The organism is Streptomyces sp. NPDC059788 (genome assembly GCF_042732265.1).
In the GTDB taxonomy this organism is placed as follows: domain Bacteria; phylum Actinomycetota; class Actinomycetes; order Streptomycetales; family Streptomycetaceae; genus Streptomyces.
Genome location: NZ_JBHWHY010000002.1, coordinates 131,902 through 154,105, shown reverse-complemented (window position 1 = coordinate 154,105; position 22,204 = coordinate 131,902). Strand labels below are relative to the sequence as shown.

Here is a 22,204-nt window from a genome sequence, read left to right as displayed (position 1 = left end):
GGGCTTCCCGAAGGCCCCGCGGCCCTCGGGGGTCCGGTCTCAGAAGCCGAGCTTGCGCAGCTGCTTCGGGTCGCGCTGCCAGTCCTTGGCGACCTTCACATGCAGGTCGAGGAAGACCGGCGTGCCGAGCAGCGCCTCGATGTGCTTGCGGGACTTCACGCCGACCTCCTTGAGCCTCTTGCCCTTGGGGCCGATGATGATCCCCTTCTGGCTGGGCCGCTCGATGTAGACGTTGGCGTGGATGTCCAGCAGCGGCTTGTCCGCCGGGCGGTCCTCGCGCGGCAGCATCTCCTCGACGACGACGGCGATGGAGTGCGGCAGCTCGTCCCGTACGCCTTCGAGCGCGGCCTCGCGGATCAGCTCGGCGACCATGACCTGCTCGGGCTCGTCGGTGAGGTCGCCCTCGGGGTAGAGCGGGGGGCTCTCCGGGAGCATCGGCACGAGGAGGTCGGCGACGAGGCCGACCTGGCCGGCCCCTCGCCCGCCACCACCCCGATCGGAGGGGCTTCGCCCCGCCCCTTCTGATTCCACGGCCGAGACCGGAATGATCTCCGCCCACTCGATGCCCAGCTCCCGGCCGAGCTGGTCGACCGCGAGGAGTTGTTCGGCGAGCTGCTTGGAGTCCACCAGGTCGGTCTTGGTGACGATGGCGATCTTCGGGGTCTTCTTGATCCCGGCCAGCTCGCCCGCGATGAAGCGGTCGCCGGGGCCCAGCTTCTGGTCGGCGGGCAGGCAGAAGCCGATCACGTCGACCTCGGCCCAGGTGGTCCGTACGACGTCGTTGAGGCGCTCGCCGAGCAGCGTGCGCGGCTTGTGCAGGCCCGGGGTGTCGACCAGGACGAGCTGGGCGTCCGGGCGGTGCACGATGCCGCGCACGGTGTGCCGGGTGGTCTGCGGGCGGTTGGAGGTGATGGCCACCTTGGTGCCGACCAGAGCGTTCGTGAGGGTCGACTTGCCCGCGTTCGGGCGGCCGACGAAGCACGCGAAGCCGGCGCGGTGCTGGGCGGAGGACTCTGTACGAACGCTCATGGCGCCCATTGTCCCCGATCGGCGGAGCCGCGCCGACCACGTGGCCGGGGACGGCCGTACGGGCCGGGGCGCGGGGCGGCCGTGCGGGCCGGGCGGCGGGCGCGACGGTACGGGCCGGGCGCGCTCAGGGCGCGGCGCCCACCCGCTCGGCGGGCGCGCCCACCGTCCGGCGCGCGTCGAGCCGGTCCCACAGGGTCAGCAGCGGGGTGGCCATCACCGTCGTCACCAGCGCCACCACGACCAGCACCGCGAACAGCGACGGCGTCACGATGCCGGCCGCCAGGCCGATGTTGATCGCGATGAGCTGCATCAGGCCCCGCGCGTTCATCAGCGTCCCGATGCGCAGCGCGACCGCGCCGTCCTCCCCCGCCGCCCGCGCCGCCACCCAGCAGGCGCCCAGCTTGCCGAGGACGGCCAGGGCCACGCAGGCCACGGTGAACAGCAGCAGGCCGGGCGAGGCCAGCAGCGCGAAGTCGGTGTTCAGCCCGGAGTAGGTGAAGAACAGGGGCAGGAAGACGATCCGGCTGATCGGCGCGATCGCCTCGATGACCCGGTCCACCGGCTCGGAGCGAGGGAAGACCACCCCCAGGCTGAACGCGCCGAAGACGGCGTACAGGCCGATGCGGTCGGTGTACCAGGCGGCGAGGAAGAGCAGGACCACGGTGATGAGCAGCAGCTCGTCGGGGCTGCGGCGGCTCACCAGACCCGCGGCCCGGGTCCCGGAGCGGGCGAGCAGGGCGAGGACGATGACCAGGCCGAGGCTCCCGCCGAGGGCGAGGGCCAGCGGTCCGGCGCCGCTGCCGGCCATGCTCAGCACCCCGGCGAGCAGCACCCACGCCAGCGCGTCGTCCACCGCGCCGGACGCCAGGGACAGCGAGCCGAAGCGGGTGCTGGTCAGGCGGCGCTCGGTGATGATGCGGGCCAGCATGGGGAAGGCGGTGATGGCGAGGGTCACGCCGACGAAGAGGGCCGAGACCCCGACGGAGACGCCCTTCGGGAAGACATCGACCCGGCCGTGGACGGCGTAGGTCAGGCCCACGCCCAGCGCGAGCGGTACGAGAATGCCCGCCGAAGAGATCATCGCGGCGGGCTTCGCCACCGACCGGATGCCCGCCGTACGGAACTCGTACCCGGTCTGGAACATGAAGACGACCAGGCCGATCTGCCCGGCGACGTACAGCGCGGGCCGCAGCTCCGGCGGGAAGAGGGCCGCCTCCACGCCGGGCGCCAGCAGGCCCAGCACGGACGGCCCGAGCACCACGCCGGCGACCATCTCGCCCACCACGGGCGGCTGGCCCAGCGCGCGCAGGGCGCGGCCGGCGAGCCGGCAGACGAGCAGGATGACGACGACGGCCAGGAAGAAGACCGGGCCTAACTCCGTGACGGTCATGGCGGAACGCCCTTCGGCTCGCGGGGCTGGCGTGGGGATCAGGTGTGCGGGTAGGGGCAGCGGGCCGCCCCGGCGGTACCGGCCGGCAGCGGGACGCCCTGGGTGTCGTGGGCGGCGAAGTAGCGCTCGGCCGGCCGCAGGCGGCGGGCGTCCAGCACCATCCACGTACCGAGGACGAGCTGGGCGCAGCTGCGCCACACGTCCTCCCACCGGTCGCGGACCCGCAGGAAGGCGCGGGCGGCGAGCAGCCGGTGCGGCGGCAGCGGACGGCCGCGCCGGACCAGCAGGCAGGGGGCACGGTGCGGGATGGAGCGGGTGTGGGCGACGTCGGAGTGGAGGGTGAAGCGCCGCAGCACCTCGCGGGTCGCGGCGTGCATGGCGAGCGGGGCGAGCCGCCAGGCGGGGCAGGGGCGGTTGGCGGCGACGCCGAACGGGATGTGGTGCTGCCGCTTGGCGACGAGGCGGTCCCAGCGGGCGGGGTCGAAGACGTCGGGGGCGCGGTAGCCGGTGGCGTGGTAGTCGGGGTAGTTGAAGCACAGCACCGAGCCGGCGGGGATGACCGTGTCGGGGCCGAGCGGGATGTCGTCCGTGCTGATGCGGTGGGCGACGCCGAAGAGCGGGTAGAGCCGCAGCGTCTCGTTGAGGACGTTGGCGAAGTACCGCTCGTCGTCCGGTGCCGCGGCCAGTTTCCGCTGCTCGTCCGGGTGCTGGGCCAGCACGAGCAGCAGGTGGGCCATGGCCTCGGACATCTGGACGACGGCCGTGTTGAAGAAGGTGCCCTGGAGGTAGTACGCCTGCTCGCCGGGCGTGAGGGAGTCCGGCAGGTGGTCCGGCGGCACGTCCCCGGCGGCGATACGGCGGCGCAGGTGGCGGGTGAGGCGGTCACGGCGGGCCAGGTGGCGCGGCCGGGTGCACTTGAGGGAGTCGATCACGTCCGCCGCGTTGTCCACGATCAGGCGCCGGACGCGGGGCGGGCAGGGTTCGCGGAAGACCAGGCCGTGGAAGAACTCCGCCCACACCGGCATCATCACATCGCGCAGCCGGACGAACGCGGCGCGGCCGGTGACCAGTTCGTCCAGGACGGCGGCGGTGCGGCGGGCCACGGCGGCGGACAGCTCCTGGCTGGGCCCGGCGAGCACGGCGAGGGTGGTGCGGGCCACCTCGTCGTAGCGCGGGCCGTCCTCCAGGTGCTCCTGATGCACCTCGGCGCCGGGCGCGAGCCAGTACCAGAAGAGGTCGGAGAGGGCGGCGCCCCGGCTGCGGCCGTTGGCGGCCGGGTGGGAGTAGATCTCCTGGAAGCGGTCGGCGGGAACATCGGCGTTCGGGAAGGCGATGCCTTCGTCGCCGTTGATCCGGGCGAAGAGCGCGACGCGGGCGGCGACGACGGAGCGCGGCAGCCAGTACGGGACGGAGAGGACGGCGGCGGCCGCGGTGAGCAGTCTGGCGGTCCGGAGGGGGCCGGTGGCCCGGGGGCGGCTCATGCGTCCTCCCTGTTCCGTCCGGCGTGTCGGCTCCCCCGTACGACGACGAGGTCCGGGCCGAGGTCGGCGGGGCCGCTGCCGCCGCACAGCGCCAGTACGTGGTCGAACTCCGCGCGCAGCAGCTCCAGTACGTGCCGCACGCCGTCCTCGCCGTCCGCGGCCAGGCCCCACAGCACCGGGCGGCCGACGCCGACGGCCGACGCGCCCAGCGCGAGGGCCACGGCGGCGTCGGAGCCCCGGCGGACACCGCCGTCGAGCAGCACCGGCACCCGGCCCGCGACGGCCGCGACGACTGCGGGCAGTGCCTCGACGGTCGCCGGTGCCGCGTCGAGCTGCCGTCCGCCGTGGTTGGAGACCAGCAGGCCGTCGACTCCTTCGGCGACGGCGATGCGGGCGTCCGCGGGGTGCAGGATGCCCTTGAGCAGCACCGGCAGCCGGGTCTGCGCCCGCAGCCTGCGCAGGTCGTCCCAGGAGAGCCCCGGGGACATGGCGATGTCGCGGGGGCGGCCGTCCGGGGCGCCGGGCAGGCCGCGCATGTTCTCGGCGGCCAGACCGTCGGGCAGGTCGTCGAAGCCGTGCCGGGCGTCGCGTTCGCGGCGGCCGAAGACGGGTGAGTCGACGGTGACGACCAGCGCCGTGCACCCGGCCCGCTCGGCCCTGCGCACCAGGGCGAGGGTGACCTCCGGTTCGGGTTGCAGATACAGCTGGAACCAGACGGCCGCCTCGGCCCGTACGGCGCGGGCGGCGGCGGTGACCTCGGCCACCGGCACGGTCGCCGCCATGCCGGTGACCAGGACCGTGCCGGCCGCGGCCGTCGCGCGGGCGGTGGCGGTCTCGCCCTGCCGGTGGGCGAGGCGGTGGAAGGCGGTGGGCGAGACCAGGACGGGCAGGGACAGCCGGTCACCGCACAGCGTCACGGACAGGTCGCGGGTGGCCGCCCCGCGCAGCACGCGGGGCAGCAGGGCGAGTCTGCGGAACGCCGCCTCGTTCTCGCGGAGCGCCGTCTCCCCGCCGGCGCCCCCGGCGAAGAAGTCGTACACCCGGGGGTCCAGCCGCTCGCGTGCGCGTTCGCGCAGGTCGTCGAGGGTGGGGATCACGGCTGGTCCGCCGTGGCCGGGTCGGTGAGCCGGGCGCGCAGGAAGCTCCGCAGGGGGGTGCGGTGGACCTCCTCGCTGTCCCACTCGTTCTCCAGGTTCTCGGTGACGTGGTGTTCGGCGGTCGCCTTGCCGGGGGCGGTGCCGTCGAAGGTGCGGACGACGGGGTGCAGGTAGCGGCCGTCCAGGCCGGTGGTGTCCTGCTGGGAGACGCGGCCGGCGGTGATGTCGAACGGGTTCACCTTGTCGTGTCCCTCGCCGTATTCGAGGGTGACGGTGCAGTAGTGGCCGACGTCGCCGAAGCCGCCGTCGGCGACGGCGGTGTGCAGGTGGTCGACCGGGACCTCCTCGCAGTAGCGGGCCGTGCCGTCCCGGTCGACGAGCACCGCGTCGCCGAGGAAGCCGAACATCTGGAAGAGCGCCGAGCTGCGGTTGACGCGGGCGATCACGGCGTCGGTGACCGCCTCGGCGGTGGTGGGCAGGGCGCGGGCGGGCCAGGGGCGGCCGTGGTGGCGGGCTTCGAGGATGCGGTGCAGGGCCCGTACGCCGTACCGGAAGCCGTGGATGAAAGCACTGGTGGATTTCTTGAAATCGCGTGCCTGGGTGATGGTGCCGGCGAAGTAGAGACCGGGGACGTTGGGTGATTCCCAGGCGTCGGTCTGGGCCGGGAAACGGTCGTTGACGGCGAGTTCGGGGCGGCAGGCCGGCTCGAATATCGACGGATCGAAGCGGAAGCCGGTGGCGAGAATGACCCGGTCGTAAGCGATGTCCTTGACGACCTCGTTGACCCGGGAAAAGGAAACGGACGCCACGTACGAGCCGTCCGGCTGCTGCCGGATACGCAAGATGTGCCCGTCCAGCACTGCGTTCTGCAATTTGAGCTGGTAGGTGTCGAGGAAGTTGTTGTTGACGGCCCGCAGGTGCCCGACGAAATGGGTCTGCCAGGCGAGCTTCAGCGAGCCGGGGCCGGCGACGTGGATGACGGCGGCGGTCTCGATGAGGTTGTCGGCGGTCTCGAACGCGGAGTTGCCGCGGCCGATGATCAGCACCCGCTGCCCGGTGAAGCCGGCCGGGTCGACCGGGACCTCGTCGTAGCGCTCGGCCGTCTCCACGCCCTCGATGGCCGGGATGTACGGGCGGGTGACGCCGGTCGCGACGATGAGCCGCCGCGCGCGGTGGACGGTGCCGTCCTGGTCGCGGGCGAGGAAGTCGCCGGGCCCGGCCGGGCCGCCGTCCGGTCGGGATATCCCGGTGATCCGGGTGCCGTAACGGATGGCGAGGCGGTGGGTGGCGGCGAAGTCGGCCAGGTAGCCGACCATCTCGTCGGCGGCCGGGAAATATCGCGCGGTACGGGCGGTGAACAGCGGGGTGTGCTCGTCGGAGAGCAGCGAGTTCCAGTCGGTGCGCATGTTCAGCTCGGGGTCGTCCCAGCCGGTGTGCACCTTGTTGATGGAGATGAGGGTGCGGTGGCGCGGAAAGCGGGTGAAGAACGTACCGGGAGCCGCACCCGACTCCACGATGAGATAACTGCGCCCGGTCTGTTGCAGGAAATATCCGGCCTGCAATCCGGCGGGACCGGCGCCGATCACCAGATAGTCCAGTGCTTCTTCGTGGCTCACGCAATTCTCCTGTCACCTGCGGGGGATGGAGATGGAGCGGAATCCGAGATTACTTGAGCATTAAAGAACAACACCAGAGCGCGATCAAGTGATGTGCGTCACAGTCATTTCCGGGTTTGCGAGTACGCTGCACAAGCCAGTGTCACAAGGTCCGGGACTTTTACCCGGAACGCCCTTCTGTCGCGCCCGGGGCGGTCACCGCATTACGCTGCCGCACTCCCCGCCCCGCTTGTCCCGCCGGCCCCGTGACGCATTTCAGCCGTTCACCTCCTGGAGCGGATGCCGCGAAATGAACCAGCCAGCCGAAAGCCCTTTCCCGCAGTCCCTCGTCGACGCCTTCCGGCGGCAGCCGGACACGGCGGCGTTTGAACACCGCGGGCGCGCCGTCCCCCGCCGCGAGGTCCTGGACCTGACCGGCCGCTGTGTACGCGGGCTGCGCGCCGCGGGCGTGGGCCCGGGGTCGTCCGTGGCGGTGGCCGCCGGTGTCACCCCCGAGGCGTTCGCCCTGCACTTCGCGGTGCACCTGCTGGGCGCCCGGCTGACCGGCCTGCGCCCGGGACTCCCGCCGGGCCACCTCGCCCGCGTCCTGGCCGACGGCATCGACGTCCTGGTGCACGACGAGCCGTCGGGCACCGCCGAACTCCTCGCGGCGGCCGGGCGCCTCGGCCGGATCGGGCTGGAGAAGGACCTGCTGGGCACGGCGGAACCGGCCTCGCCGGACGACCTGGTGGCCCGCGGACGCCCGGACGACATCGCCCTGATCACGCTGACCAGCGGCAGCACCGGACAGCCCAAGGAGTGCGCGCACAGCTACCGCAGCCTCACCGGAAGCTGGCCGTGGCAGCCGGTCCACCGGAGCGCGCGCCTCACCGCGCTCGCGGCGGCCTACGCGCGCTTCCTGCTCTTCGGCACCCTCACCAGCGCGGTGATCTTCGAACACCTGGGGCTGTGCCTGCTGGGCGGCGGCACCGCCGTCATCGCCGACCCGCCGCTGTCCTTCCCGGAGGTCTTCGCGCGCCACCGCGTCACCGCCTGCCTGCTGACCGTCCCCCGGCTGCACCACATCCTTGACACCCTGCGCACCGACACCGGGAACACCATCGACCTCACGAGCCTGCGGGCGCTGCTCGTGGCCGGATCTCCCCTGTCCCCCCACCGGCTCGCCGAGGCGGCCGAACGGCTCGGCCCCATCGTGCACCAGGGATACGGGCAGACCGAGACCGGGATGCTGACCCTGCTCACCCCCGACGACCTGGCCCGCCGGCCGGACACCGCGTACGGCACGGTGGGGCGCCCCCTGGAAGGGGTGGAGATCGCCGTACGGGACCCGGCCGACGGGCGGCCGGTCGCCGACGGCGCGCCCGGCGAGATCTGGGTGCGTACGGCCGGAGCGCTGGCCGGTTACCGGCGGGACGAGGAGGAGACCCGCGCCGTACTGCGCGACGGCTGGGTCCGCACCCGCGACCTGGGCCGGCTCGACGAACACGGCTACCTGCGGCTGACCGGCCGCACCCGCGACGTGATCATCGTCAACGCCGTCCTGCACTACGCCGGCGCCATCGAACAGGCGCTGGCCGCGCACCCCGACATCGACCAGGCGTACGTCGTGGGCACGCCGGACGAGCGGACCGGCGAGGCCGCCCACGCGTTCGTCGTCCCGGCGGCGGCGCGCCACCCCGACCCCGCGGCGCTCCGCGCGCACGTCGCGGACCGGCTGGGCCCGGCGAGCGTGCCCGCCACGATCACCGTCATACGGGACGTGCCGGTCGCGGCGAGCGGCAAGCCGGACAAGAAGGCACTGCTGGCCGCGCTCGGGGAGCGGGAAACCGGCGGCTCCGGCTGACGGCCGGGCTGCGGGAGGGCCGGGCGGCCGGAGGGCCGTACCGGCCTTTCAACCCGCCCGTACCGGGACCCGCATCAGCCCGTCCGGACCGAGGCCCGCGTCACCCCGCCTGGACCGAGACCCGCAGCGCGCCGTCCGGACCGGCGACCAGCACCGGCGTCCCCGCGCCGCCGAGGTCCCGTACGGCCGCGCGGTCCTCGTCCGAGGCCGTCTCGGCCTCGGTCACCACGGCCGCCGCCTCCAGCGACTGCGCGCCACTCGCGACGGCCATGGCGACCGCCGTACGCAACGCGCTGAGCTGCAACGACTCCAGGTCGACGGTCCCGGCGACATAGGTGCGCCCGGTCTCGTCACGGACGGCGGCGCCCTCGGGCACACCGTTGCGGGCCCGCGCGGAACGGGCCAGCGTGATGATCTTGCGGTCTTCCGGGTCCAGCGGTGCGGCTTCGCTCATACGGGCGAGCATATGCGGCGCCGGGCCGACGGGGACGAGGGGGCTTACGGCGGTACGGGCGCACGGCGGTAACGGGCGCACGCCCCGCCCCGTCCGCACCACCGGATCACCCCGCCACCGAGTACATCCCGCCCCGGCGGCCCTCCGGCGACGTCAGCCACTCCAGCTTCGCCGCCGTGTCGGTCTCCGCCGACCGCCGCGGATTGTGCAGCACGATGGTCAGGTCCGGACGGGCCGGAACCCGCAGCTGGGTGGTTTCGAAGAGCAGCGTGCCGACGAGCGGGTGCTCCAGCTCCTTGTGGATCTGCCCGCCGTCCTGGACGTCCCCGCGCGCCCACAGCGCCGCGAACTCCTCGCTGACCGCGGACAGTTCCCGGACCACCGACTCGTACCCCTCGTCGCCGGGCCGGTTCGACCAGGCCGCCCGGTACTGCGCCACCACCCCCGGCGCGTTCCGCTCCCAGCTGGCGGCGCGGGCGCGGTAGACCGGATCGGTGAAGAACGCGATCACGCAGTTCATGTCGACGCCCTCATGACCGTGGTTCAGGACCAGCCGCGCCGCCTCGTTGTAGGCGACGTTGTTCCAGTACGGGTCCAGGATGTGCGCCGGGAACGGCATCCACGCGTCGATCAGCCGTTGCAGCCCCTCGCACATGTCCAGCACGGCCGGGTCCGGGTCCTGCCGCAGCGGCGGGTTGAGCCCGGCCAGCACGTACAGATGCCGCCGCTCGGTGTCGCTCAGCCGCAGCACCCGCGCCACGGAGTCCAGCACCTGCGGCGAGACGGTGATGTCGCGCCCCTGCTCCAGCCACTGGTACCAGGAGGCACCGACCCCGGCGAGCACCGCGACCTCCTCGCGGCGCAGCCCCGGCGTACGGCGGCGGCCGCCGTCGGGCAGGCCCGCGTCGGCCGGGCTGACCCGGGCGCGGCGGCTCATCAGGAAGTCCCGCAACTCCTCGCGCCGGCGCGGCTTGGCGCCGCCCGGCTCCCCTGTCATCGGTACGGATACCGCCCGTGCGGACTCTCCCACGCCATCCCCCTGCCGGCTGTAGCTCCGGCCGCCGTCGCGACCCGGTCGTCCGGACCCTGCCTGGTGGTCCGGACACCACGATAAGTTCCCGCTCCCCACGCCGTATTCCTGAGCCGCAGGCTCCTCGTATGCCAACCGACACACTCCCGCCCGACACACTCCCGCCCGCCACACCCCGCGCCGACGCGCGTCCGCCCCTCGCCGACACGCCGCCCCCCGCTAAAGCGCCCGCCCCCGAGCCGATGTCCGCCCGCGCCAAGCTGATCCTGCTCGTGCTCTGCGCCGCACAGTTCATCGTCGCGCTGGACTTCTCGATCCTGAACGTGGCGCTGCCGGTGCTCGGCCGGGACCTGGGCATGGGCCAGGCCGACCTCCAGTGGGCGGTCACCGCCTTCGCACTGCCGTCCGGCGGCTTCCTGCTGCTGTTCGGCCGCATCGCCGACCTCTACGGGCGGCGCCGCCTCTTCCTCACCGGACTCGCCCTCTTCGCGGCGGCCTCCGTGCTGGCCGCGCTCGCCTGGGGCCCGGCGGCTTTCCTGACCGGGCGGGCGCTGCAAGGCCTGGGCGCCGCGGTCATCGTGCCCACCGGCATGTCCCTGCTCACCACCACCTTCGCCGAAGGCCCGCAGCGCGAACGCGCGCTCGGCATCAGCGGCACCCTGCTCTCGACGGGCTTCACCATCGGCATGGTGCTCGGCGGCGTGCTGACCGACTCGCTCGGCTGGCGCTCGACGATGGGCGTGCTCGCCGTGGCCGGGGTGGCCGTGCTGGCGGTCGCGCCCGCACTGCTCACCGAATCCCGGCACCCCGGCCGCCCGCGCATCGACATACCCGGCGCGGTGACCGTCACCGGCGGGCTGCTCTCGCTGATCTACGCGCTGTCCACCGCCGCCGAAGCGGGCTTCGGCCGCCCCGACGTGCCGGCCGCCCTGGCCCTCGGCCTCGTCCTGCTCGTCGCGTTCGTGATCGTGGAGTCCCGCGCCGACCAGCCGCTGGTCTCACTGCCGATGCTGCGCCGTCCCACGGTCGCATGGGGCAACCTGGCCGGTCTGGTCACGTTCGCGACGATGAGCGCGGTGGTCTTCCTGCTGACGCTCTACCTCCAGGAAGTGCTGCGCCTGTCCGCCTTCCACACCGGCCTGGTCTTCGGTGTGCAGGGGCTCTTCGCGGTGCTCTCCGGCATCGTCGCGCCGAAGCTGATCGGGCGGATCGGTGCCCGCCGGACCCTGCTCACCGGACTGGCCGTCCAGGCCGTCTTCACCGCGGCACTGCTGAGCGTGGGCACGGCCCCGTCCGCCGTCTGGTTCGTGACGGTCGCGATGACGGTGGCCTGCTTCGGTCACCTGTGGGCGATCATCTCGTACGGAGTGATCGTGACCTCCGGTGTGCCGGACACCGAACAGGGCCTGGCCACCGGCCTGGTGACCAGCTCCCAGCAGATCGGCATCACCGTCGGCATACCGCTGCTGAGCGCGCTGGCGTCGGGCCGGATCGCGTCACTGCGGGAGGGCGGCGCGGGCTTCGCGGACGCCACGCTCGGCGGCATCAGGCTGGGGCTCGGCGCTGACGCACTCGTCGTCGCGGCCGTCGCGGTGCTGTCCGCCGTCGGCCTCGCCCGGGCCGCCCGCCGGACCCGCCCGGACTACACACCCTCGAAGTAGGCCGACGGCGTGGTGCCCAGCGCCCGCCGGAACATCGCCGTGAAGGCGCTGGGGGTGGCATAGCCGAGGCCGGCGGCGACGGAGGTGACCGGGGTGCCCCTGGCCAGCAGGGTGACCGCGTGGACGAGCCTGGCCTGCTGCACCCAGCGGGCCGGGCTCATCCCCGTCGCGGCGGCGAACCTGCGGTGCAGGCTGCGCGGGCTGAGGTGGGCGCGGGACGCGGCGTACGGCGTCGTCCAGTGGTCGCCGGGGCTGCGCCGGATCGCCGCGCACAGTTCCGCCAGCCGGGGGTCGTCCGGCACGGGGAGGTGCAGGGCGGGGACGGGCCGCGGCGCCAGCTCGTAAAGCAGCAGCTCCATCACCGTGCCGTCGCGGCCCTGCGGGTCGTACTCCACCGGAATCCGGGTGGCCTCGTCGAGCAGCTCGCGCAGCAGCGGGGAGACCGAGACGACGGTGGGCGTGGCGGGCAGGCGCCAGGCGGACCGCGGCTCAATGTAGAGCGTGCGCATGGCGACCGCGCCCGCGCAGGTCATCGCGTGGGTGAGGCCCGCGGGCACCCACACGCCGCGGGTGGCGGGGACCACCCACACCCCGTGCCCGGTGGCGACCGTGATCGCACCGGTCGTGCCGTAGATCAGCTGGGCGCGGGGATGGTGGTGATCGGGGATGTGGTGTCCGTCGGGCAGGTCGCGGGCCATCGCCGCGACCGGCCGGGGCACCCGCTGGTAGTCGTCGCGGTTCTCGCTCTTGCCGTACACAGCGCTCGCCACCCGTCCTCTTGGCACCTGGCACGTTCTCGACAGAACATGGCACTCCCGCACAAGCCTGCCACCCCGCCCCGCCCTAGCGTCGACTCATGTGATCGAACCCGCCTCCGCTCCCCCGCGCACCGCCCGCCCGCCCCGCCCCGGCCTGACCCGCCCGACGGCACTGCTGCTCGCCGCGACCTGCGCCGTCACCGCCGCCAACGTCTACCTGAACCAGCCGCTGCTGGGCGCCGCCGCCCACTCCTTCGAAGTGGCCCCGGACGTCCTCGGCGCGGTGCCCACCGCCACCCAGCTCGGCTACGCGGCGGGCATCCTGCTGCTCGTCCCGGCCGGCGACAGCCACGACCGGCGACGGCTGATCCTCGGCCTCGGCGCGGCCTCCGCCCTCGCGCTCGCCGCTTGCGCCCTCGCGCCCACCGTCACCTGGCTGGTGGTGGCCGGCTTCGCCGTCGGTCTGCTCTCGCCCGTACCGCAGCTCGTCACGCCGCTCGCCGTCGCACTGGCCGCGGGCGGCGGCGACGCGGACCGGGGCCGGGTCGTCGGCACCGTACAGGCCGGGCTGCTGATCGGGGTGCTGGCCTCCCGCGCGTACTCGGGGGCGCTGGCGGAGCAGGTCGGCTGGCGCGCGGTGTTCGGCTGCTCATGTGTGCTGACGCTGCTGACCATGGCCGTCCTGAGCCGGGCCCTGCCCCGCGTCCCGGCGGCCGCGGCCGCCCCGTACCGGACGACGCTCGCCTCGCTGCCGCGGCTGTTCGCCGCCCACCCGCTGGTCCGGCGGATCACCGTGTCCGGCGCGCTGGTCGGTGTCGCGTTCGGCGCGTTCTGGACGACGCTGACGTTCCTGCTGGAGCGGCAGTACGGGTACGGGTCGACCGAGATCGGGCTGTTCGGACTGGTCGCCGCGGCGAGCGCGCTGGCCTCGCCGTACGCGGGACGGCTGGCCGACCGGCTCGGGCGGCGCGGCGCGCTGGCCGCGCTGATCGGCCTGGTGCTCGCGGGCTGGCTGCTCCTGCTGCCGGGCGGCACCGCCCTGGTCTGGCTGCTGGCCGGCGTGGTCGTGCTGGACGTCGGCGTCTGGGGCGGCCAGGCCGCGTCGCAGACGGCGCTGTTCAGCCTCGACCCCGCCGTGCACAGCCGCCTCAACACCCTCTACTTCACCCTGCGCTTCTCCGGCATCGCCGTCGGCTCGCTGGTGGGCACGGTGGCGTGGTCCGGCGGCGGCTGGCCCGCCGTGGTGGCCACCGGGGCCGCCACGGCGCTCGCCGGACTGCTCGTCGCGGTCAGTCCCGACCGCCTGCGTCGTCGTCGCCCCTGACCGGCTCGCACAGCACCGTGACGATCTTGTTGCGGCGCCCGGCCGGGGCCTCCGCGGTCAGCCGCAGCGCCTTCGGCGAGAGGGCGGACGCGTTGTCGCTGAGATCGATCTCGGCCGTGGCACCCGCGATCGGCACCCGGCCCAGGTGCTTGGCGAGCAGACCGCCGACCGTCTCCACGTCCTCGTCGTCCAGCTCCGCGAAGCCGTACAGCTCACCGAGGTCGCCGATGTCCAGCCGGGCCGTGACCCGGTAGCGGCCGTCGCCCAGCTCCTCGACGGGCGGCAGCTCCCGGTCGTACTCGTCGGTGATCTCGCCGACGATCTCCTCCAGGATGTCCTCGATCGTCACGATGCCGGCCGTGCCGCCGTACTCGTCGATGACGACCGCGACGTGGTTGCGGTCCTGCTGCATCTCACGCAGCAGGTCGCCCGCGTTCTTCGTGTCGGGCACGAAGACGGCGGGCCGCATGGCCGTCGAGACCAGCTCCGTCTCCGCGTCCCGGCTGATGTGCACCTTGCGGGCGAGATCCTTGACGTACACGATGCCCACCACGTCGTCCTCGTTCTCCCCCGTCACCGGGATACGGGAGAAACCGGAGCGCAGCGCGAGGGTCAGCGCCTGGCGGATGGTCTTGAAGCGCTCGACCGAGATCAGGTCCGTACGCGGCACCATCACCTCGCGCACGAGGGTGTCGCCGAGCTGGAAGACGGAGTGCACCATACGGCGCTCCTCGTCCTCGATCAGCGACTCCTTCTCCGCGAGGTCGACCAGCGAGCGCAGCTCCGCCTCGGAGGCGAAGGGGCCCTGCCGGAACCCCTTGCCCGGCGTCAGCGCATTGCCCAGAAGAATCAGCAACCGCGGAATCGGCCCCATGATCCGGGCCAGCGGCAGCAGCACATACGCCGCGGCGGTGGCGGTGTTCAGCGGGTGCTGGCGGCCGATCGTACGGGGCGAGACGCCGACCGCGACGTAGGAGACCAGCACCATCACCGCGATGGCCACGGTCAGCGCCTGCCAGGTCGCCTCGAAGGAGCGCAGGCAGGCGTATGTCACCAGCACCCCGGCCGCCATCTCGCAGCCGACGCGCACCAGCAGCGCCACGTTCAGATAGCGGACCGGATCGGCGGCGACGGCGGCCAGCTTCGCGCTGCCGCGCCGCCCGGACCGTACGGCCTCCTCCGCCCGGAAGCTCGTCGTACGGGCGAGGCCCGCCTCGGCGCAGGCCGCGAGCCACGCGACGACGACGAGGAGGACCGCGACCGCGATCAGCTGGGTGGTCACCGGATCTCCCGCCGTCAGGTGACGGTCGGGGCCGGCGACGGACCCGTCAGCCCGCGCTCGGCACGCCAGCCGTCGACGATCGCCGCCTGGAGGCCGAACATCTCGGCCTTCTCGGAGGGCTCCTCGTGGTCGTACCCGAGCAGGTGCAGGACGCCGTGCACGGTCAGCAGCTGGAGCTCCTCGTCCATGCTGTGCTGCGTCGGCGCCTCCTCGCCCTGCCTCTTGGCGACCTCCGGGCACAGCACGATGTCACCGAGGAGCCCCTGCGGGGGCTCCTCGTCGTCCTTGGCCGGCGGACGCAGCTCGTCCATCGGGAAGGACATGACATCGGTCGGACCCGGCAGGTCCATCCACTGGATGTGGAGCTGTTCCATGGCGTCGGCGTCGACGACGATGACCGACAGCTCGGAGAGCGGGTGGATGCGCATCCGGGCCACGGCGTAGCGGGCGACGTCCAAAATCGCCTGCTCGTCGATGTCCGTACCGGACTCGTTGTTGACGTCGATCGACATGTAGTGCTGCTTCTCGTTTCTCAGGTTCGCTTGCCGTTTTGGCTGTCGTACTTCTCGTACGCATCGACAATACGGCCGACGAGCTTGTGCCGGACGACGTCCTGGCTGGTGAGACGCGAGAAGTGCACGTCGTCCAGCCCCTCCAGAATCTCCTGCACCTGCCGCAGACCGCTCTTCGTACCGCCCGGCAGGTCGATCTGCGTGATGTCACCGGTGATGACGATCTTCGAATCGAACCCGAGCCGGGTGAGGAACATCTTCATCTGCTCGGGGCTGGTGTTCTGCGCCTCGTCGAGGATGATGAAGGCGTCGTTGAGGGTGTTGTGCGTCAGCAGGTAGTCCTGTGTGACGTACAACGAGTCCTCGGCCGCCACCTGGATGCACACCGCTTCCTCGCGCCCCGCGGGCTCGATGGAGTCGATGAACCGCATCGGACGTCCGCCGCCCCCGGCCGCGTGGTACTTCTCGGCCTTGCGGGCGAGGCGGAAGGGCTCGATGCCTTCGGGGAGACGGATGTCGACGATGTGCGCGTCCAGTCGCTGGGCGACATCGCGACCACCCGCCCGTCCCGGCCTCCGGCCCTCGGCCGCCCGGCGGCGGCTGTAGGCGACGCCGCCCAGCGACTGGACCAGCGCGATGATGTCGTCCCGGAGCAGGATCGACGCCGTCGTGTACTGGATGCGGCAGGTACGGTCGGCCTGGGTCACCGGGCCGCCGTCGGAGTCGAGCAGCCCCTGAAGGACGGCGAGACGGACCTCGGCGGAGTTCTGGAGGTAGTCGTCCGGCACGAACTTCGAGTACGACCTGGTGCCGAGCAGATCCAGGGCCCGCAGAGCGCCCGTGACCGGGTTCTCCAGCGTTACGACGTCGCCCGGCGCCTTGACGCGGTTGAGCACGTAGTCGACGTCGTTCTTCCGCCGGACGGACACACCGGGCAGCGCCGCGCCGAGAGCGGTGGCCAGTTCCGGGTCATCGGTGGAGAACGAAGGCGTCGTGCTGCCTGTGATGCAGCCGTCACCGAGCAGCAGGCCCAGCGCGTACGGGTCCAGCGGAACAGCGCGCTCGGGGAAGCAGACCGGAGCGGTGAGCAGCGGCAGCTCGTAGCGGCGGGCCTGCGCCGCGCGGAGGTTGCCGATCATCTCCTTGGTCTCCAGGACCCGCCACGGCTTGTCCCGGCGCTTGTCCGAAGCGGTGCGGACCGTCCACAGGTGCTCGCCGCAGCACAGGGTCCAGGAACCGTCCTGTGCGGTGACGCGGTAGATGTCCTTCTCGCCCTGCGGATAGACACCGAGGACGGGGGTGGGCTCACCGTTCGACCCTATGACGAGATCGCCCACCTGGAGATCGCCGATGGGGCGCCAGCCGTCCGGAGTCAGGACGTTCGTGAAGATCGGTTGCGCGCGGCCACGCATATATGCGAGCGGCGCCACCTCGATCGTCCCCGCCGCCATCAGCCGCGGAATCGAGTCCGGGTCGAGCATGTCGTGCAGGGCGTCGTACAACGGGCGCAGGTACGGGTCGATCTTTTCGTAGAGGGTGCCGGGCAGGAAGCCCAGGCGTTCGCCGGCCTCGACCGCGGGGCGGGTCAGGATGATGCGGTTGACCTGCTTGGACTGCAGGGCCTGGACGGCCTTGGCCATGGCGAGGTAGGTCTTGCCGGTGCCGGCGGGGCCGATGCCGAAGACGACCGTGTGCTGGTCGATGGCGTCGACGTAGCGCTTCTGGTTGAGGGTCTTGGGGCGGATGGTGCGGCCGCGGTTGGACAGGATGTTCTGGGTGAGCACCTCGGCGGGGGTCTCGCTCGCCGCGCCCTCGCCGTTCGCCGCGGAGCGCAGCATGGCGATGGAGCGCTCCACCGCGTCCTCCGTCATCGGCTGGCCGGTGCGCAGGACCAGCATCATCTCGTCGAAGAGGCGCTGGATCAGGGCCACTTCCGCGGGGTCGCCGGTCGCCCGGATCTCGTTGCCCCGTACGTGGATGTCGGTGGCGGGGAAGGCGTTCTCGATGACGCGCAGCAGGGCGTCCCCGGACCCCAGGACCGTCACCATCGGGTGCTTGGCGGGGACGGTGAACTGGGCGTGCGCCTGCGGTCGTGTAGGTGTCTGAGTCATGGGCCGGCTCTGTGGCCTGCTCATCCCCCATTCGTTGCGCTGCGGGGGCGTGCCCCGTAGCTCGGCTCCTTGGGATACCAAGGGTACGACGGTGCACTGACAAGCCCGAAGCCTTTTCCGGCGTTCCCCTGTTCCCGTGTTCCCCGGGTGACGGGCCGCCGAAAGCCGGGGGTCCCGCGCGTGGCCGGACGTTCACGTGGGGTCGGCCGGCCGTTCACGCGGGGCGGCGGAAGCCCAGCGTCGGCAGGGCGCGGGCCAGCGGCCAGGCGCGGGCGGCGGTGGGCAGCAGCGCGTCCAGGAAGGCGTAGCGGCGGCGCAGCGCGGCCGCGTTCTCGGCGCAGGCCGCGGGGGCGGTGCCGCCGTCAGTGGGCGCGGGCGGTGTCCGTCCGTACGCCTCCGCCGCCGTCACCCGCTGCCACCACGCCGCGATCTCCACCCAGCCCGGCGCGGACAGCGACCCGCCGAACTCCTGTACGGACAGCGCGGCGGACAGTCCCGCGAAGGCGAGCCGGTCGGCCAGCGGCCAGCCGGCCAGCGAGCCCGTGACGAAGCCCGCCACGAAGACGTCGCCGGCGCCGGTCGGGTCCATGGCCTCCACCGCGATGGCGGGCACCTCGGCGGTCTCGCCGGTCCGCCCGTCCACCGCGTACGCGCCCTCGGCGCCCAGCGTGACCACGGCGACCGGCACCAGGTCGGCCAGCTTGCGGGCGGCGGCGCGCGGGCAGTCCAGGCGGGTGTAGCGCATCGCCTCCTCCGCGTTGGGCAGGAAGGCCTCGCAGTGCTCCAGTTCGGCGAGGTCGGCCGGGTCCCAGCGGCCGGTGTCGTCCCAGCCGACGTCCGCGAAGATCCGGCTGCCGCGGTGGGCGGCGCAGCCGAGCCAGCCCTCGGGGCTGCCGGGCGTCAGCGAGGCGACGCAGGCCCGGGACGGCGGCGGGCAGCCCGGCGCGTGCTTGCCGTCGAAGGCGGTGCGGGCGGGGCCGCTGGGCGCCTCGTGGCCGTGCGAGACCATGGTGCGCTCGCCCTCGTACGCCATGGAGACGGTGACCGGCGAGTGCCAGCCGGCGACGGTGCGGGACAGCGAGAGGTCGACGTGTTCGCCCCGCTCCAGCGCCTCCCAGCAGTACTCGCCGTACATGTCGTCGCCGAAGGCCGCGGCGAGGGAGGTGCGCAGGCCCAGGCGGGCCAGCGCGGTGGCCATGTTGGCGACGCCGCCGGGGCTGGAGCCCATGCCGCGCGCCCAGGACTCCGTGCCGCGTACGGGGGCCGAGTCCAGGCCGGTGAAGATGATGTCCAGGAAGACCGTGCCGGTGAGGTAGACGTCGGTGGGCGGATCGGCGTCGGCCCGTACGGCGGCCAGGGGGTCGAGCGCGGGTGCGGGGCCCGGTGGTACGTGGCCGGCCGGACCGTGGCCCGTGGTTCGCTGGACATCGTGTGTGCTCACCGTGCCTGCCCCTCTCTTCCGTGCACGTGACGCCAGTCTGCCCGATGCTGCGGTACGTTCCGGCCCATGAGGCTCACGATTTTGGGCGGCGGGGGTTTCCGGGTACCGCTCGTGCACCGCGCGCTGCTGGACGATCCCGCGCAGGCCGTATCCGAGGTGACGCTGTACGACACCGATCCGCGGCGGGTGGCCGTGATCGCCTCCGTGCTCGCCCGGCAGGCCGAGCGGCGGACCGGCCCGGGGCGGCCGTCCCCGGTGCGCGTACGGATCGCCGAGTCCCTGGACGACGCGCTGCGCGGTACGGACTTCGTGTTCTCCGCGATCCGGGTCGGCGGCACCGCGGGGCGGATCGCGGACGAGCGGATTCCGCTGGACGCGGGTGTGCTGGGCCAGGAGACGGTGGGTGCGGGCGGTGTGCTGTACGGGCTGCGCACGGTGCCCGTCGCGCTGCGGATCGCCGAGCGGGTGGCGGCGCTCGCGCCGGACGCCTGGGTCGTGAACTTCACCAATCCGGCCGGGATCGTCACCGAGGCGATGTCGCAGGTGCTGGGCGGGCGGGTGATCGGCATCTGTGATTCGCCCGTCGGGCTGGTGCGGCGCGCGGCGCGGGCCGCGGGTGCCGATCCGGACCGGGTGGCGTACGACTACGTCGGCCTCAACCACCTCGGCTGGCTGCGCTCCTTGACCTCGGAGGACGGCACGGACCTGCTGGGTTCCCTGCTGTCCGACACCGACGCCCTCACCTCCTTCGAGGAGGGGAAACTCTTCGGCGCCGACTGGCTGCGCGCGCTGGGCTCGATCCCCAACGAATACCTGCACTACTACTACTTCCGCCGCGAGACGCTCGCCTCCGTGCAGAGCGTGTCCGAGACCCGCGGGGAGTTCCTGGACCAGCAGCAGGGCGGCTTCTTCGAAGCGGCGAGGGACGTCTCTCCCGAGGAGGCGTACGCGCTCTGGGAGCGCACCCGGCAGGAGCGCGAGGAGACGTACATGGCCGACAGCCGGGAGGCGTCCGGCGGCTGGCAGCGCGACACCTGTGATCTGGAAGGCGGCGGCTACGACCAGGTGGCGCTGGCCGTCATGCGCGCCGTCGCGGGCGACCGGCACGCGCGCCTCATCCTGAACGTGCGCAACGGTACGACCGTGCCGCAGCTCGCGCCCGAGGCGATCATCGAGACGGTGTGCGAGGTGGACGCGCACGGCGCGCGACCGCTGCCGTGCGCGCCCCTGCGCGCGGACCAGCTGGGGCTGATGCTCCAGCTCAAGGCCGTCGAGCTGGCCACGGTCGAGGCCGCGGAGTTCAAGGACCGGGACGCGGCGCTGCGCGCGATGGCCCTGCACCCGCTCGTGGACTCGCCGGCCGTGGCCGCCCGCATCCTGGAGCGGGCGGCCACGGACTGAGGCGGACCGGGGGCTCAGTGCCCCCGCTTCACCCATTCGTCCAGGTGCGGGGCCTCGGCCCCGATCGTCGTGCCGTCGCCGTGCCCCGTACGGACCTCGGTCTGCGGGGGCAGCGTCAGCAGCCGGTCGCGGATCGACCCGACGATGGTCGGGAAGTCGGAGAACGACCGGCCGGTGGCGCCGGGACCGCCCTGGAAGAGGGTGTCGCCGGTGAACACCGTGCCGTGTTCCCCCAGGTCCGGCGCGTACAGGCAGACCGCGCCCGGCGCATGGCCGGGGGTGTGCAGCACGGTCAGGTCGACGCCTCCGATGGTCAGCACCTGGCCGTCCGCCAGGGACTCCTCCGGCGCCCGGTCCGGGTGGGTCTGCCGCCACAGCGGCAGGTCGTCCGGGTGCAGGTGGATGGGGGCGCCGGTACGGGCGGCGAGCGCCGGGGCCGCGTCGATGTGGTCGTTGTGCGCGTGCGTGCAGATGATCGCGCGCAGCGTCCGGCCGTCGAGCGCGTCGAAGATCGCGTCGGCGTCGTGGGCGGCGTCGACGACGACGGCCTCGATGTCGTCGCCGACGATCCAGACGTTGTTGTCGACGTCCCAGGTGCCGCCGTCCAGCGAGAACGTGCCGGACGTGACGAGGTGGTCGACGCGGGCCGCCATCAGAGCGTCACCACCGAGCGCAGCACGTCGCCCTGGTGCATCCGCTCGAAGGCGTGCTCCACGTCCTCGATGCCGATGGTCTCCGTCACGAAGCCCGCCAGGTCGATGCGGCCCTGCTGGTGCAGGTCGATCAGCATCGGGAAGTCGCGGGACGGCAGGCAGTCGCCGTACCAGGACGACTTCAGGGCGCCGCCGCGGCCGAACACGTCCAGCAGCGGCAGTTCCAGCTTCATCTCCGGCGTCGGCACGCCGACCAGGACGACCGTGCCGGCCAGGTCGCGGGCGTAGAACGCCTGCCGGTACGTCTCGGGGCGCCCGACCGCGTCGATCACCACGTCGGCGCCGAAGCCGCCGGTCAGCTCGCGGATCGCCTCGACGGGGTCGGCGGCGCGCGAGTTGACGGTGTGGGTGGCGCCCATGGTCTTGGCCATGGAGAGCTTGCGGTCCTCCACGTCCACGGCGATGATCCGGGACGCGCCGGCCAGCCGGGCGCCGACGATCGCCGCGTCACCGACGCCGCCGCAGCCGATGACCGCGACGCTGTCGCCGCGGCCCACCTCGCCGGTGTTGATCGCCGCGCCGATGCCGGCCATCACGCCGCAGCCCAGCAGCCCGGCCACGGCCGGGGACACCTCGGGGTCGACCTTGGTGCACTGCCCCGCCGCGACGAGGGTCTTGTCCGCGAACGCGCCGATGCCGAGCGCGGGCGTCAGCTCGGTGCCGTCCTTCAGCGTCATCTTCTGCCGCGCGTTGTGCGTGTCGAAGCAGTACTCCAGCCGTCCGCGCCGGCATGCCCGGCACTTTCCGCACACCGCTCGCCAGTTCAGCACCACGAAGTCCCCGGGCGCCACATCGGTCACGCCCGCCCCGACGGACTCCACGACGCCCGCCGCCTCGTGCCCCAGCAGGAACGGGAACTCGTCGTTGATCCCGCCCTGCTTGTAGTGCAGGTCCGTGTGGCACACTCCGCACGCCTGCACCTTCACCACGGCCTCGCCCGGTCCGGGGTCCGGCACCAGGATCGTCTCCAGCCGCACCGGCTCGTTCTTGCCCGGCGCGATGACGCCACGCACTTCCTGTGCCATCGGGACAGCTCCCTCCAAAGATCACGTACGGGATGA

18 protein-coding genes are annotated in these 22,204 nt (G+C 72.8%); 4 read left to right on the top strand and 14 right to left on the bottom strand.

Annotated elements, in window-relative coordinates; all coding sequences use genetic code 11:
- Positions 1-39: 39 nt before the first annotated feature.
- From ACFV57_RS02505 to ACFV57_RS02485, 5 genes are all read right to left on the bottom strand, one after another.
- Positions 40-1,038 (bottom strand): GTPase Era, encoded by a 999-nt coding sequence (locus tag ACFV57_RS02505; RefSeq protein WP_385224844.1) that lies wholly within the window; start codon positions 1,036-1,038, stop codon positions 40-42.
- Between the two features lie 115 nt (positions 1,039-1,153).
- Positions 1,154-2,419, bottom strand: coding sequence for a cation:proton antiporter (locus tag ACFV57_RS02500; RefSeq protein WP_385224842.1), 1,266 nt, complete (start codon positions 2,417-2,419; stop codon positions 1,154-1,156).
- Between the two features lie 38 nt (positions 2,420-2,457).
- Complete coding sequence (locus tag ACFV57_RS02495; protein WP_385224840.1) at positions 2,458-3,900, bottom strand: cytochrome P450; 1,443 nt, start codon at positions 3,898-3,900, stop codon at positions 2,458-2,460.
- Complete coding sequence (locus ACFV57_RS02490) at positions 3,897-4,997, bottom strand: alpha-hydroxy acid oxidase (RefSeq protein ID WP_385224838.1); 1,101 nt, start codon at positions 4,995-4,997, stop codon at positions 3,897-3,899. Before ACFV57_RS02490 ends, ACFV57_RS02495 begins: the two co-directional genes overlap by 4 nt.
- Positions 4,994-6,613, bottom strand: coding sequence for an NAD(P)-binding domain-containing protein (locus ACFV57_RS02485; RefSeq protein ID WP_385224836.1), 1,620 nt, complete (start codon positions 6,611-6,613; stop codon positions 4,994-4,996). The genes ACFV57_RS02490 and ACFV57_RS02485 overlap by 4 nt, the downstream gene beginning before the upstream one ends.
- A gap of 289 nt (positions 6,614-6,902) precedes the next feature.
- On the opposite strand from ACFV57_RS02485, the gene ACFV57_RS02480 reads away from it, so the two are divergent.
- Complete coding sequence (locus tag ACFV57_RS02480) at positions 6,903-8,456, top strand: class I adenylate-forming enzyme family protein (RefSeq protein ID WP_385224834.1); 1,554 nt, start codon at positions 6,903-6,905, stop codon at positions 8,454-8,456.
- Positions 8,457-8,556: 100 nt separating this feature from the next.
- Here the strand turns inward: ACFV57_RS02480 and ACFV57_RS02475 are convergent, their stop codons facing one another.
- Positions 8,557-8,910 (bottom strand): cytidine deaminase, encoded by a 354-nt coding sequence (locus tag ACFV57_RS02475; protein ID WP_385224832.1) that lies wholly within the window; start codon positions 8,908-8,910, stop codon positions 8,557-8,559.
- A gap of 106 nt (positions 8,911-9,016) precedes the next feature.
- Positions 9,017-9,907, bottom strand: a complete 891-nt coding sequence (locus tag ACFV57_RS02470) for a helix-turn-helix transcriptional regulator (protein WP_385225134.1) — start codon at positions 9,905-9,907, stop codon at positions 9,017-9,019.
- A 161-nt stretch (positions 9,908-10,068) separates the two neighbouring features.
- Here ACFV57_RS02470 and ACFV57_RS02465 point away from each other — a divergent pair, with 161 nt between their 5' ends.
- Complete coding sequence (locus ACFV57_RS02465; RefSeq protein WP_385224830.1) at positions 10,069-11,601, top strand: MFS transporter; 1,533 nt, start codon at positions 10,069-10,071, stop codon at positions 11,599-11,601.
- Here ACFV57_RS02465 and ACFV57_RS02460 read toward each other — a convergent pair.
- Positions 11,583-12,371, bottom strand: coding sequence for a helix-turn-helix domain-containing protein (locus tag ACFV57_RS02460; RefSeq protein ID WP_385224828.1), 789 nt, complete (start codon positions 12,369-12,371; stop codon positions 11,583-11,585). The genes ACFV57_RS02465 and ACFV57_RS02460 overlap by 19 nt on opposite strands.
- A gap of 88 nt (positions 12,372-12,459) precedes the next feature.
- Here ACFV57_RS02460 and ACFV57_RS02455 point away from each other — a divergent pair, with 88 nt between their 5' ends.
- Complete coding sequence (locus ACFV57_RS02455) at positions 12,460-13,683, top strand: MFS transporter (RefSeq protein ID WP_385224826.1); 1,224 nt, start codon at positions 12,460-12,462, stop codon at positions 13,681-13,683.
- On the opposite strand, the gene ACFV57_RS02450 is transcribed toward ACFV57_RS02455, so the two are convergent.
- The 4 genes from ACFV57_RS02450 to ACFV57_RS02435 all read right to left on the bottom strand — a co-directional run bounded on the left by ACFV57_RS02450 (position 13,649) and on the right by ACFV57_RS02435 (position 19,029).
- A complete protein-coding gene (locus ACFV57_RS02450; RefSeq protein WP_385224824.1) occupies positions 13,649-14,965 on the bottom strand; it encodes a hemolysin family protein in 1,317 nt (438 codons plus the stop codon). The genes ACFV57_RS02455 and ACFV57_RS02450 overlap by 35 nt on opposite strands.
- Positions 14,966-14,979: 14 nt before the next feature.
- Positions 14,980-15,477 (bottom strand): rRNA maturation RNase YbeY, encoded by a 498-nt coding sequence (ybeY, locus tag ACFV57_RS02445; protein WP_385224822.1) that lies wholly within the window; start codon positions 15,475-15,477, stop codon positions 14,980-14,982.
- A gap of 20 nt (positions 15,478-15,497) precedes the next feature.
- Complete coding sequence (locus ACFV57_RS02440) at positions 15,498-17,588, bottom strand: PhoH family protein (protein ID WP_385224820.1); 2,091 nt, start codon at positions 17,586-17,588, stop codon at positions 15,498-15,500.
- A gap of 214 nt (positions 17,589-17,802) precedes the next feature.
- On the bottom strand, positions 17,803-19,029 hold the full coding sequence (locus ACFV57_RS02435) for a carbohydrate kinase family protein (protein ID WP_385224818.1): 1,227 nt from the start codon (positions 19,027-19,029) through the stop codon (positions 17,803-17,805).
- Between the two features lie 66 nt (positions 19,030-19,095).
- Between ACFV57_RS02435 and ACFV57_RS02430 the strand changes: the two genes are divergently transcribed.
- On the top strand, positions 19,096-20,430 hold the full coding sequence (locus tag ACFV57_RS02430; RefSeq protein WP_385224816.1) for a 6-phospho-beta-glucosidase: 1,335 nt from the start codon (positions 19,096-19,098) through the stop codon (positions 20,428-20,430).
- 14 nt (positions 20,431-20,444) lie between these two features.
- Here the strand turns inward: ACFV57_RS02430 and ACFV57_RS02425 are convergent, their stop codons facing one another.
- Together ACFV57_RS02425 and ACFV57_RS02420 are read right to left on the bottom strand one after the other, a co-directional pair.
- On the bottom strand, positions 20,445-21,083 hold the full coding sequence (locus tag ACFV57_RS02425) for an MBL fold metallo-hydrolase (RefSeq protein ID WP_385224814.1): 639 nt from the start codon (positions 21,081-21,083) through the stop codon (positions 20,445-20,447).
- Complete coding sequence (locus tag ACFV57_RS02420; RefSeq protein WP_385224812.1) at positions 21,083-22,168, bottom strand: S-(hydroxymethyl)mycothiol dehydrogenase; 1,086 nt, start codon at positions 22,166-22,168, stop codon at positions 21,083-21,085. The genes ACFV57_RS02425 and ACFV57_RS02420 overlap by 1 nt, the downstream gene beginning before the upstream one ends.
- Positions 22,169-22,204 lie beyond the last annotated feature (36 nt).

Coding starts and splice junctions, on each gene's coding strand:
- ACFV57_RS02475 (WP_385224832.1), bottom strand. CDS start 8,910: ATGAGCGAAGCCGCACCGCTGGACCCGGAAGACCGCAAGATCATCACG.
- ACFV57_RS02470 (WP_385225134.1), bottom strand. CDS start 9,907: ATGACAGGGGAGCCGGGCGGCGCCAAGCCGCGCCGGCGCGAGGAGTTG.
- ACFV57_RS02495 (WP_385224840.1), bottom strand. CDS start 3,900: ATGAGCCGCCCCCGGGCCACCGGCCCCCTCCGGACCGCCAGACTGCTC.
- ACFV57_RS02500 (WP_385224842.1), bottom strand. CDS start 2,419: ATGACCGTCACGGAGTTAGGCCCGGTCTTCTTCCTGGCCGTCGTCGTC.
- ACFV57_RS02430 (WP_385224816.1), top strand. CDS start 19,096: ATGAGGCTCACGATTTTGGGCGGCGGGGGTTTCCGGGTACCGCTCGTG.
- ACFV57_RS02480 (WP_385224834.1), top strand. CDS start 6,903: ATGAACCAGCCAGCCGAAAGCCCTTTCCCGCAGTCCCTCGTCGACGCC.
- ACFV57_RS02420 (WP_385224812.1), bottom strand. CDS start 22,168: ATGGCACAGGAAGTGCGTGGCGTCATCGCGCCGGGCAAGAACGAGCCG.
- ybeY (WP_385224822.1), bottom strand. CDS start 15,477: ATGTCGATCGACGTCAACAACGAGTCCGGTACGGACATCGACGAGCAG.
- ACFV57_RS02505 (WP_385224844.1), bottom strand. CDS start 1,038: ATGGGCGCCATGAGCGTTCGTACAGAGTCCTCCGCCCAGCACCGCGCC.
- ACFV57_RS02440 (WP_385224820.1), bottom strand. CDS start 17,588: ATGACTCAGACACCTACACGACCGCAGGCGCACGCCCAGTTCACCGTC.
- ACFV57_RS02465 (WP_385224830.1), top strand. CDS start 10,069: ATGCCAACCGACACACTCCCGCCCGACACACTCCCGCCCGCCACACCC.
- ACFV57_RS02425 (WP_385224814.1), bottom strand. CDS start 21,083: ATGGCGGCCCGCGTCGACCACCTCGTCACGTCCGGCACGTTCTCGCTG.